This window comes from Arenibaculum sp., assembly GCF_035998295.1.
Classification (GTDB): domain Bacteria; phylum Pseudomonadota; class Alphaproteobacteria; order Azospirillales; family Azospirillaceae; genus DASYHS01.
The window spans coordinates 1-11,735 of sequence record NZ_DASYHS010000154.1; the positions used below are offsets into that span (position 1 = coordinate 1).

Annotated in this window: 9 protein-coding genes; 8 read left to right on the forward strand and 1 reads right to left on the reverse strand. The window is 68.7% G+C overall.

Annotated features, from left to right (window positions below; translation table 11 throughout):
* Nucleotides 1-796: DUF4175 family protein (locus tag VGO20_RS15090; RefSeq protein ID WP_327503194.1), on the forward strand; the 796-nt coding region annotated here is incomplete at its 5' end.
* Between the two features lie 192 nt (nt 797-988).
* On the opposite strand, the gene VGO20_RS15095 is transcribed toward VGO20_RS15090, so the two are convergent.
* Nucleotides 989-1,642, reverse strand: coding sequence for a DUF3426 domain-containing protein (locus VGO20_RS15095; protein WP_327503195.1), 654 nt, complete (start codon nt 1,640-1,642; stop codon nt 989-991).
* A gap of 189 nt (nt 1,643-1,831) precedes the next feature.
* On the opposite strand from VGO20_RS15095, the gene ftsE reads away from it, so the two are divergent.
* The 7 genes from ftsE (at nt 1,832) to VGO20_RS15130 (ending at nt 11,685) form a co-directional block, all read left to right on the forward strand.
* Nucleotides 1,832-2,509, forward strand: coding sequence for a cell division ATP-binding protein FtsE (gene ftsE / locus VGO20_RS15100; RefSeq protein ID WP_327503196.1), 678 nt, complete (start codon nt 1,832-1,834; stop codon nt 2,507-2,509).
* Nucleotides 2,509-3,396 carry a cell division protein FtsX gene (locus tag VGO20_RS15105; protein ID WP_327503197.1) on the forward strand — a complete coding sequence of 296 codons (888 nt, stop codon included), beginning with the start codon at nt 2,509-2,511 and terminating at the stop codon, nt 3,394-3,396. Before ftsE ends, VGO20_RS15105 begins: the two co-directional genes overlap by 1 nt.
* A 44-nt stretch (nt 3,397-3,440) precedes the next feature.
* The gene (locus VGO20_RS15110) at nt 3,441-4,046 is read left to right on the forward strand and encodes a YdcF family protein (RefSeq protein WP_327503198.1); all 606 of its coding nucleotides are present in this window, start codon (nt 3,441-3,443) and stop codon (nt 4,044-4,046) included.
* Nucleotides 4,047-4,125: 79 nt separating this feature from the next.
* Nucleotides 4,126-4,902: a lysophospholipid acyltransferase family protein gene (locus tag VGO20_RS15115; RefSeq protein WP_327503199.1), complete on the forward strand. Its 777-nt coding sequence runs from the start codon at nt 4,126-4,128 to the stop codon at nt 4,900-4,902.
* Nucleotides 4,903-5,116: 214 nt separating this feature from the next.
* On the forward strand, nt 5,117-8,338 hold the full coding sequence (locus VGO20_RS15120) for an LAGLIDADG family homing endonuclease (protein WP_327503200.1): 3,222 nt from the start codon (nt 5,117-5,119) through the stop codon (nt 8,336-8,338).
* Between the two features lie 177 nt (nt 8,339-8,515).
* Nucleotides 8,516-9,586 carry a glycosyltransferase family 4 protein gene (locus tag VGO20_RS15125; protein ID WP_327503201.1) on the forward strand — a complete coding sequence of 357 codons (1,071 nt, stop codon included), beginning with the start codon at nt 8,516-8,518 and terminating at the stop codon, nt 9,584-9,586.
* Between the two features lie 176 nt (nt 9,587-9,762).
* Nucleotides 9,763-11,685, forward strand: coding sequence for a hypothetical protein (locus tag VGO20_RS15130; RefSeq protein WP_327503202.1), 1,923 nt, complete (start codon nt 9,763-9,765; stop codon nt 11,683-11,685).
* The last annotated feature ends 50 nt before the right edge of the window (nt 11,686-11,735 follow it).

Sequence of the window (11,735 nt, forward strand, 5' to 3'; positions counted from 1 at the left end):
GATGCTGAGCCAACTCCAGAACCTGATGGAGAACCTGCGGGCGGGGACCATGGCCCAGATGCAGCAGGGCCAGAACCCCGCGGGCGAGATGATGCAGGAGCTTCAGGAGTTGTCCCGGCGCCAGCAGGAGCTGCTCGACCAGACCTTCCGCGAGGCGCAGGGCCAGCAAGGGCAGATGCCGGGGGAAGGGCAGATGGAAGGGCAGATGCCGGGCCAGATGCCCGGGCAGATGCCGAACCGGCAGGGCCGCCAGGGCCAGGGCCAAATGGGCCAAGGCCAGATGGGCCAGGGCCAGATGCCGGGCGGCGCCGAGCAGCAGGAGGCGCTTCGCCGCCAGCTCGGCGAACTGATGCGGCGCTTCGGCGAGGCCATGGGCGACATACCGGGCCCGCTCGGACGGGCGGAACGCGCGATGCGCGATGCCGGTGAAGCGCTGGGCCAAGGCCAGCCCGGAATGGCCGTACCCCCGCAGACGCAGGCACTCGACGAACTCCAGCAGGGCCTGCAGTCGATGGCCGAGCAGATGGCGCAACAGATGATGGGACAGGGCCAGCCGGGTCAGAGCGGGCCGAACGGGCAGCAGCCCGGGCAGCAGCGCAGCGGCACGGGACGCGACCCGTTCGGCCGGCAGATGCCCGGCTTCGGCTGGAACGACACCGACAGCGTGCGCATCCCCGAGGAGGCCGAGCTGCAGCGCGCGCGGGAGATTCTGGACGAGCTGCGGCGCCGGTCGGGCGAGTTCGCCCGACCGCGCCACGAGCTTGATTACATTGAGCGGCTGTTGCGTCAGTTCTGATCGGGAACCCGCGGCCCCCCGACCATGGAAGTGAGCCCATGCCGCAGGAAGAATATCCCCTCTCCCGTGCAACGGGAGAGGGAGGGGCCCAACCGAAGGTTGGGAGGGTGAGGGCAACGCCCGCAGACCTTCACCTTCCCAGCACTACGCGGCGGAGCCATTCCTCTCTCGCAGGCGTGGGAGAGAAAATATTCAACCGCCCTGGAAAGTGATGGAGATCTCGCTGATAGCCGGCTCCGGGTCCGGCAGCATGGATTCGAAAGTGGCGATCTCGCCCGGCAGAAGGCTCGGCCGCGACGGCGTGATCGGCCAGTCGCGGACCGCCTGCTGCCCGGCATCGAGTGCCACGGCATGCAGCGTCGGCACCGCCCGCTCCCGATCCGAAACGTTGACGATCTGGCCATGGATCACGAGCTGGGTCAGGCCGTCCTCCGCACGCCTCTCCGAGCGGACGTTGCGCAGTTCCAGCCCCGCGGCAACCGTCTCGACCGGCAGTCCGACCGTGTCGTAGAGGCGTGCCGCCGCCGGCCAGGCGGCCACGACCTCCTCACGCGCGACGACGGCGCCCGCCGTCAACCCGCCCGCGACCAGCAGGACCACCACCCACCAGGCCGCGGCGGAGCGCCGGCCGCGCCCCGAAGAGACCGCAGGCAGGTTCGAGCCCGGGGGGATGGGCCGCAATTCCTCGTGCCGCGGTTCGGTCCGGACCGGCCGCGGCATGTCGGGCGGCGGCGCCTGCATCCAGCTCTCGCCGCACTTCGCACACCGCACCATGCGCCCGGCGACGCCCAATGCGGACGGATCGACCAGATAGCGCGTCGAGCAGGCTGGGCAGGTGAGGATCATTATTCCTGTAATATAGATGTGATCGACGCATCCTGTCTTATAGAAACTAAAGAGGTATTAAGCAAGGCGAGGCTCCGATACCGGAACACCGAGCGAAGGCGTGGACGGTGGCTGCCCCGACATGGCATCCTCCGCGTCGCCGGGCCGCCGGAACGAGGGTGGGGGACGAAGCCCCGGGGATGTGGTGAGTTGATACGCTTCGAGAACGTCGGCATGCGCTACGGAACCGGGCCGGAGGTGCTGCGTGACATCAGCTTCACGCTCCAGCCGGGCTCGTTCCACTTCCTGACCGGGTCGAGCGGCGCCGGCAAGTCGTCGTTGTTGCGCCTGATGTACCTCGCCCAGCGGCCGTCGCGCGGCCTCGTCACCATGTTCGGGCGCGACATCGCCACCCTGGCCAGGGAAGAGCTGCCGGCGCTGCGCAGGCGCATCGGCGTCGTGTTCCAGAACTTCCGCCTGCTCGACCACCTCTCGGCCTTGGACAACGTCGCGCTGCCCCTGCGCGTCGCCGGCGCGCGGGAGCAGGAGATCCGCGACCACGTTGCCGAGTTGCTGCGCTGGGTCGGCCTCGGCGAGCACCTGCAGGACCGTCCGCCGACGCTCTCGGGCGGCCAGCAGCAGCGCATCGCCATCGCGCGCGCCGTCATCACCCGGCCGAGCCTCCTGCTCGCGGACGAGCCGACCGGCAACGTGGACGATCGCATCGGCATGCGCCTGCTCCATCTCTTCGACGAGTTGAACAAGCTCGGGACGACGGTCGTGATCGCCACCCACAACGAAGCTCTGATCGAACGCTTCGGCCATCCCCGACTGGTGCTCGACAACGGACAGCTGACCCGAATCGCTTCGGCCACGGTCTCCGCCTGATGCTGGCGCCCCGCTACGACCTCCCGCTCGGCACCGACGTCACGGGGCGGTTCCTGCCTTGGATCATCGCCGTGATGGTCTTTCTGGCGACCCTGGCCATGGCCGGGGCGATGGCGGTTTCCGGGCTTGTCGACCGGTGGGATACCGGGCTGTCCGGAACCCTGACGGTCGAGGTGGCCCCGCCTCCCGGAGCCGACCCGGCGCTGGGGATCGAGGAGGCGGTGGCGGCGGCGCTGGAGGTCCTGCGCTCGACCCCCGGGGTGGCCGCCGCGGAGCCCCTGTCCGCCGGCCAGACGCAGAAACTGCTGTCGCCCTGGCTGGGAGAGACGGCCCTGCTCGAGGACCTGCCCGTGCCGGTGCTGATCGACGTCCGCCTCGACGCCACGGTCGACCTGGACGCGCTGGCGGACCGCCTTGCCCGCGCCGCCCCGGGGTCGGTGGTGGACGATCATCAAGCCTGGCTGGACGACCTGCTGGGGCTGGCACGGGGGATCGAGCTGCTGGCGGCGGGGGTCGTGCTCCTGGTCGGCGGCGCCGCGGTCGGCGCCGTGGTCTTCGTCGCCCGCGCCGGGCTTGCGATCCACGCCCAGGTCGTGGAGCTGCTCCACCTGATGGGGGCGCCGGACGCCTATGTCGCGCGCCAGTTCCAGCGCCACGTCCTCGGGCTGGCGGCAAAGGGCAGCTTCGCCGGCGCCGCGCTGGCGCTGCTCACGCTGCTGCTGTTCGGTTTCGCCGCCGGCGGCCCCGGGTCCGCCGCCCTGCTGCCGGCCATGGCGCTGTCGTCGGTACAGTGGATGGTGCTCCTTGCGGTGCCGCTGCTCGCCTCGGCACTTGCCGCGGCCGCGGCACGCTTCACCGTCCTGCGCGCGTTGATGCGCCTGCCATGAGCCGCGCGGTCACAACGGCCAGGCTCCGGATACCACCGCCCCGGGTGGGCTGGCTGCGCGCGGCGGCGGCGGTCCTGCTCTCCGCCGCCGGGATCTGGCTGATGGGCCTGGTATGGTTCGCCGAGCAGATCCCACGCAACAGCGAGACCCACCCGGGCCCGACCGACGCCATCGTCGTGCTGACCGGGGGCAGCGAGCGGATCGTCACCGGCGTCGGCCTGCTCGGTCGCGGAGTGGCGCACAAGCTGCTGGTCTCCGGCGTCCACCAGGGCGTCGACATGGGAGACCTGCTGCGGCTGCTGAAGTTGCCCCCCGGCCATCTCGAATGCTGCATCGTCCTGGGCTATGCGGCCGGCGACACCGTCGGCAACGCCGCCGAGACGGCGGCCTGGATGCGGGCGGAGGGATACCGGTCCCTGCGGCTGGTCACCGCCAACTACCACATGCGCCGCAGCCTGCTCGAATTCCAGATGACGATGCCCGACATCCAGATCGTGCCTCATCCCGTCGTGCCGGACACGGTCCGCCTCGACGGGTGGTGGCAATGGCGGGGGACGGCAAGCCTGATCGTCGGCGAATACAACAAGTTCCTGGTGACCGCCATGCGCTACTGGCTGGCCCGGACCTTCGGGCCGGCGGGAATCGCTTGACGGCGTCCGCTCCCGCGTGTCTGGTCTGCGCCGCCGTTCCCGACGGGGGCGCATCCGACAGCTCAGCCGGACCCACGCATTGACGACCCTCGCCCGTTCCCTGCTGTTCAACGTCGCCTTCTTCGGCTGGACCGCGCTCGCCTGCATCGGCCTGCTGTGGATGCTGCTGCTGCCGAGGGCGCGCATGATCCGCGTCGTCGCGTGGTACATGCGGACGATCCACTTCCTGGAGCGGACGATCGTCGGCATCGACTATCAGGTGAAGGGACGCGAGCACGTGCCCACGACGGGCCCCTATCTCCTGGCGGCCAAGCACCAGTCCGCCTGGGAGACCATGAAGCTGCACCTCCTGGTCGACGACCCTGCGGTCATTCTCAAGAAGGAGCTGACCTACGTCCCGATCTGGGGCTGGTACGCGCGCAAGGCACGCATGATCGCGGTCGACCGCGGAGGGCGGGGCCGGGCCGTCTCCTCGATGCTGGCCGGCGCGCGCGCGGTAGCCGCCGAAGGCCGCCCGATAGCCATCTTCCCCCAGGGGACGCGGACCGCGCCCGGCACCTGGCGCGCCTACCGCGCCGGCATCGGCATCCTTTACGAGGAGCTCGGCCTGCCGATCGTGCCCATGGCGCTCAATTCCGGCCTCTACTGGCCCCGGCGCGGTTTCCGCAAACGCCCCGGCACCGTGACGGTCGAGTTCCTGCCGCCGATACCGGCAGGGCTGCCCCGCGAGGAGGCGGTGGCGGCCCTGATCGCCAGCCTGGAACAGGCGACCGACCGCCTGGTGACCGCGGCGGGCGGCCCGGCAACCGAACGGCCGGCGGACGCCCCTCTGGTGGCGCGCCGAAGCAACACCTGAGCGCCGATGGCTGTGGAAAAATCTGTGGATCGGCGCCGCGAGAAATAGGCAGTCCGCGCCGTCATCCCTCCGCCGGGGCAACCGCGCCCCGCGGTCCGGACGGACCGAAACAGGAACGTTTTCCTTGACCCGGCGACATGATGGGTCTAACATCGGCGTCGCGCGGGTGTTCCGGCCCCCGGCCCTGCCGCGCGTGCCCGGAGCGGAGTTCATCATGCCCGCAGCCGCAGCCATTTCCCGACAGATCTGGGATATGAAGTACCGGCTCAAGACCCTCGACGGGACGCCTGTGGACAAGTCGGTCGAGGATACGTGGCGCCGCGTGGCAGGCGCGCTGGCGGCCGGCGAAGACGACCCGGAATATTGGGAGCGGCGCTTCTACGAGGCGATGGAGGGTTTCCGCTTTCTGCCCGCCGGCCGCATTCTCGCCGGCTCGGGAACGGGGCGGGCGGTGACCCTTTTCAACTGCTTCGTCATGGGAACGATCCCCGACGACCTGAGCGCCATATTCGACCACTTGCGCGAAGCGGCGCTGACGATGCAGCAAGGCGGCGGCATCGGCTACGACTTCTCGACGCTGCGTCCGCGCGGCGCCCCGGTGCGCGGCGTCGGGGCCGACGCGTCCGGGCCGGTCTCCTTCATGGACGTCTGGGACAGCATGTGCCGGACGATCATGAGCGCCGGTGCGCGGCGCGGCGCCATGATGGCGACGTTGCGCTGCGACCATCCCGACATAGAGGAATTCATCGAAACGAAGCGCGAGCCCGGCCGGCTGCGCATGTTCAACTTGTCGGTCCTGGTGACCGACGCGTTCATGGAGGCCGTGCGCCGGGACGCCTCCTGGGATCTGGTGTTCGCCGGCACGCCCCATCGCACGCTGCGCGCCCGCGATCTGTGGGACCGCATCATGCGCGCGACCTACGCCTATGCCGAGCCCGGCGTCATCTTCATCGACCGCATCAACCAGCGCAACAATCTATGGTATGCGGAAACGATCTCGGCGACCAATCCCTGCCTCACCGGCGACGCCTGGGTACAGACCTCGGACGGGCCGCGCAGGGTGGCGGAACTGGTGGGCCTCCCTTTCTCCGCGATGGTCCATGGCCAGCCGTTCCCGTCGGCTCCCGAAGGCTTCTTTGCGACCGGAGTGAAGCCGGTCCTGCGTATCGTCACGAAGGACGGCTTCGCGTTGCGCGCCACCGGCGACCATCCCGTGCGCACCGTCGCCGCCGGGTTCCCCCACCGCGTCGAGACCACCTGGACCAAGGCCGGCAACCTGAAGCCCGGCGCCGTCGTCGTCCTGAACGATCACGGCGAGGCCGCGCATTGGCCGGGCACGTACGGCGAGGCCGAGGGATACCTCGTCGGCCTCCTGGCCGGAGGCGGCGCATCGGAGCCCCTGGTCCCGGACGTGAAGTCCATCGCCGCCGCCCTTGGCGTGACGCCGGAGGACAAGACCATCACGCCCGCGCTGGAGCGCACGTCCAGCGACTTCCATCGCGGCTTCCTGCGCGGCCTGTTCGACGCGGATGGCGCGTTGCTCGGCCATCACGCCAGGGACACCGGCGTCCGGCTCGCGCAGGGCGGCCTCGATCGCCTCCAGGCGGTCCAGCGCATGCTTCTGCGCCTCGGCATCGTCGGGCGGATCCATGCGGACCGGGGCCCGTCCGAGGAGAAGGGCGCAGACGAGAGGCACCCGCGTTCCGCCCGGCACGAACTGCTCGTCACCGGTGCCGACGTCGCGCGCTTCGCCGCGCGTATCGGCTCCGCCGACCCGCAACGGCAGGCGCGGCTGGCGGCGGTCCTGGGAGGATGGGACAGCACCCCCAGCCGTGAACGGTTCCTGTCCGAGGTCGCGGCCGTGACCGAGGATGGAACCGAAGAGGTCTTCGACGTACGCATCCCCGAGATCCACGCCTTCGATGCCAACGGCCTGCTCGTGCACAATTGCGGAGAGCAGCCGTTGCCGCCCTACGGCGCGTGCCTGCTCGGTTCGATCAACCTGGCCTCCCTCGTCCTCGACCCGTTCACGGCCGACGCCCGGCTCGACCTCGACGCGCTCGACGACATCGTCCCGGTCGCGATCCGGATGATGGACAACGTGGTCGACACCTCGCGCTTCCCGCTGCCCCAGCAGGAAGCGGAGGCGAAGGCGAAGCGGCGCATCGGCCTCGGCGTGACGGGGCTTGCGGACGCGCTGATCATGTGCCGGGTGCGCTACGGCAGCGAACCCGCGGTCGAACTGACCGGAAAGTGGCTCGCAGCCCTGCGCCGCGCCGCCTATCTCGCCTCATCGGCGATCGCGGCGGAAAAGGGGTCGTTCCCGCTCTACGACGCGGAGCGCTATCTCGACGGCGCCAATATGCGCACGCTGGACGAGGACGTGCGGGAGGCGATCCGCCGCCAGGGCATCCGCAACGCGCTGATCACCTCGATCGCGCCGACCGGCACGATCTCGCTGCTGGCGGGCAACGTCTCGTCCGGGATCGAGCCCGTCTTCTCCTACGCCTACACCCGCTCGGTCCTGCTGCCCGACGGCACGCGCCGCGCCGAGGAGGTGAACGACTACGCTTACCGGTGTTTCCGGGATCTGTTCGGCGACGAGGCGCCGCTGCCCGACTATTTCGTCGATGCCCAGTCGCTCGCGCCGGGCGCGCATGTCGTCATGCAGGCCGTCGCCCAGGATTATATCGACAGCTCGATCTCGAAGACGATCAACTGCCCCGAAGACCTGTCTTTCGACGCCTTCAAGGACGTCTACGTCCAGGCCTACGAGATGAACTGCAAGGGGTGCACGACCTACCGCCCGAACGCGGTGACCGGCGCGGTGCTCTCGGTCCGACGCGAGCAGCCCGAACCGGAGCAGCCCGAACCGGAGCAGCCCCCCGGGCCGGCCCTGGAGCGATTGCAGGACGGTCCGGTCGCCTACATGACGGACCCGCTCGACCGGCCGGAGGCCCTGCCCGGCCGGACCTACAAGCTGCGATGGCCCGAGAGCGACCACGCGATCTACATCACGATCAACGACGTCATCCAGGACGGCCACCGCCGTCCGTTCGAGGTCTTCATCAATTCCAAGAACATGGAGCACTATGCCTGGACGGTCGCACTGACGCGCATGGTCAGCGCGGTGTTCCGCCGCGGCGGCGACGTGTCCTTCGTGGTGGAGGAGTTGAAGGCCGTCTTCGACCCGCGCGGCGGGCAATGGATGGCCGGCCGCTACGTCCCCTCCTTGCTGGCCGCGATCGGCGAGGTGATCGAGCGGCACATGCAGGAAACCGCCGAGGAAGTGCCGACGGCCGTTCCTCCGGCCCCGGAGCCCGACACGGGCCCGGCCGTCCGCATCCACCAGTGCCCGAGATGCGGCCAGCCCGGTCTCCTGCGCCAGGAAGGCTGCGACCTCTGCTCGAACTGCGGGTATTCCAAGTGCGGTTGATGCCGGACAGAACCGCACGTCGATAGATCGGCTTCCGGACGTACCGCAAGCCGCAGGCCAAGCGAGGCTTTTGGCGAGCATTTTAGGAGAAATACTTTCCCTTTGGTTGCGTAAGGCCGTATCCGCGGGATACACTCCACGAGGAGAGAGCCTAGCCGGCAATCAGAGGACGTACCCGTGCCGAATGCACCGCTGCTGTTCGTCCTCCCCGAATGCCGGGCGTCGATCACCGGCGGCAACCTCTACAACGAACGACTGGTCAAGGCTCTCGTCGCGCGGGGCCGAACCTGCCTGACGATGGACTGGCCCGAGGCGGCGGCATGGCTGACGGCAGGCCGGCCAGCAAACGTCCTCGTCGACAGCCTGCTGATCGACCGCCTGCCGTCTCTGCGCGCGCGCAGCCGCGCGGGTCAACGCCTCGTCCTGCTCACTCATTTCCTGCCGAGCCTGGATCCGACGGCCGACGCTGCGGAGCGGCTGCACCGGAGACGGCGCGAAACGGCGCTGCTACGTCACCTCGACGCCTTCGTCGTGCCCAGCCCCTTGGCCGAGCGCGCCGTGATGGAGCGGACCGGCGGCGGCCCCGACGTGCCGATCCTGGTATCGCCTCCGGCGCTGGGCTTCCGGCCCGAACCGCGAGCCGTCCCGACAGGTCCTTTGCACGGCCTCCTGGTCAGCAATCTTCTTCCCAACAAAGGGGTGCGCGAGTTCCTGCTCGAACTGGGTCGCCAGGTCCGGACGGGCGATCGCTTTCGCATCGAGATCGCCGGGCACGACGACCTTGATCCCGCCTACGCCGCATCGTGCCGGGCCGCCGTGGCGCAGGCGCCGGCGCTGCGGGAATGCGTTGCGTTCCTCGGCGCGGTGCCGCCGGATCGCATTGCCCGCCTGTATGCCCGCGCTCACGTCTTCATCTCCGCGTCGGGCTTCGAGTCCTTCGGCATGGCGCTGCAGGAGGCAAGGGCCTGCGGCTTGTACATTCTTGCCCGCGACGCCGGCAACGCCGCCGCGCATCTCGCGGGGAGCGCCGGCCAGCTCGTTCCCGACGTCGCAACCCTGGCGGGGGCTTGTGCCCGGCTGATCGCAGGTCCCTTCCCCTCGCCGGAATTCGAGCACCTGGACCACGCCGACACGCCGAGACCGGTTTGGTCCGAGCAGGACTGGACCTGGAACGCCGCCGCCCGGCGTCTCGAGGCGTTCGTCGCCTCCGTCGTTCCAGCCAGCATCATGGAAACCGCACACGTTTAGATTGTTTTACATCCATGAATAACCAAAGTACGATACCGAGAAAGAGAGTTGCGAATATCGGTTGCGGGTCCGCCGAATAATTCTAGACTACCCCCGGTTTTGCTCGGCAGCGCTCCCCAGGTTCCAACGGATGGCATGCCTTGCAGCCTCGAACCAGGATCACCATGGGAAGGCTCATGACCGACATCCGATCCAGCCGCGTCCGCCGACTGGCCGCGACCTGCCTGCTTGCCGGCACGGCGCTGGCCGGCGGCTCAGCATCGGCACAGGCACCGACGATCACCGTCCAGCCGGCCGTGCCGAGCGACATCCCGGGCGGCGCGCCCGCAGCCGATCTTCAGGCGGCCGCGGCATTCGCCTGGCAGGAGTTCATCGCGCTGAACTGGCCGGCCCAGCCCGTCACGGGCGTGCCGAATGCCTACAACCGCGACACGCCCGACACCAATGCGAAGTTCGGCCAGGGTGCCGCGGCCTCGACCAACACGGTGCCTCTGGTCTGGCAGACCTACCGCCACAAGGTCGAAATCCTACCCGGCACCACCGGCGTGCCGTCGAACTATCCTACCGGCGCCGTGCCGGGCCAGGGTCCGCTGAATACGCAGCTGCCGCCGGGCGCTTCGCTGACCGCACCCGACTTCGGCTACAACACGCAGCCCCAGTACAACTATGCGGTCTACGCCGATCCCAACTCCAACACGATCCCGGTCGTGACCGGCGCCTGCCAAGGCCAGTCGACCGGTGACCCGACCTCCTGGATCAACCTGGACGAGGAAAGCGAGATCTTCCTCGACCACATGTTCGCCGGCGCCGCGCCCGGCCAGGGCCAGGACCAGCAGTTCCTGTTCATGGCCAAGGCCAACCGGAATCACTACGCCTATGTGGTCAACCCGAAGAGCATCGGCGGCACCCAGCTGATCGACGGCTTCTGGAATCACGACTTCAACGGCGACCAGACCGACAATCCGCTCTACAACAAGGCACTGGACAACTTCACCGCCTACATGAACGCGGTGCTGGCGGGCAATCCGCAACCGCTCGCCCAGCCGGCCGCACAGTTCCCCGCGGGGACGATCGAGACGAAGTCGGCCTGGCGCCGCCTGACCCAGGCGGAACTCGACAGCGGCCAGTTCCACGTCAACAAGGTGCGCTTCTACGAGCTGCTGCCGATGGGGCCCAGCGGAGTGCAGCAATATTGCTGGCGCCAGGAGGCCTGGGGGCTTGCCTCACTCCACATCATCCAGAAGACACCGAGCGCACCTTATTTCATCTACGCGACCTTCGAGCAGGCCAACACCATCGAGACGGCGAGCGGGCAGCCGGTCGAAGATGCCGACGGCAACATCATCGTCCAGAATCCCGGTCCCGCCTTCGACCTGGGCAACGGGCAGACGCTCTCGGTGACGCTTGCGACCGCCGAGAACCCCAACAACGAGGCCTACGATCCGATGACGGCCAACTGCCAGCCAGGCAGCCGGCTGTACTATCAGAACGTCCCGAGTCCGACGCCCCAGGGCACGGTCTGCCTGAACCAGCGCGCCCACCCGATCCCGTCCGACGTGATCGCGGCCAACAAGGCCGCCCATCAGGCGATTGCGCAGTACAACTCCGCCAACGGGATCACGGACTCGCCCTGGCCCTACTACAAGCTGGTGAACGTCCAGTACAAGCCTGTCGACAAGCCGCCGGGAGTGATCCTCGATCAGGCACTCAACGGCGTGCTGCCGTCGACCTACTACCAGTCCAACATGCTTCTGGAAACCAACTATAACCTTCAGTTCTTCAGCGGGCGGCTGGTGTCCGAGGCCCCGTCCTACGGCACGCTGATGAGCGACTTCAACCCGATCGTACCGCCCGCGACGACCGGCACCCCGTTCAAGAACACGTTCTTCCTCGAGAGCCCGAGCGGCGTGCCCGTCAGCACCTACAACATGGGCGGCTGCATGGGTTGCCACGGCAACGCACAGGTGGCCGGCGCCGATTTCAGCTTCATCCTGAACGTCGGCCGCAACGATGCGCCCGAAGGCCTGGCGCCCGACGGCACCCAGACCACCGCCCAGTCGCTGGCGGCGCAGAAGGACAAGGTCGAAGGCCTGCGCTGATCGCGAAAACGTCCTGAGGCCGCTCCGCGCGGGCGGCCTCCTTCTCTGCA

Bases quoted from the DNA above. Each gene is read 5' to 3' on its own strand.
- VGO20_RS15095 (WP_327503195.1), bottom strand. From the start codon at position 1,642: ATGATCCTCACCTGCCCAGCCTGCTCGACGCGCTATCTGGTCGATCCG.
- VGO20_RS15105 (WP_327503197.1), top strand. From the start codon at position 2,509: ATGCTGGCGCCCCGCTACGACCTCCCGCTCGGCACCGACGTCACGGGG.
- VGO20_RS15120 (WP_327503200.1), top strand. From the start codon at position 5,117: ATGCCCGCAGCCGCAGCCATTTCCCGACAGATCTGGGATATGAAGTAC.
- VGO20_RS15130 (WP_327503202.1), top strand. From the start codon at position 9,763: ATGACCGACATCCGATCCAGCCGCGTCCGCCGACTGGCCGCGACCTGC.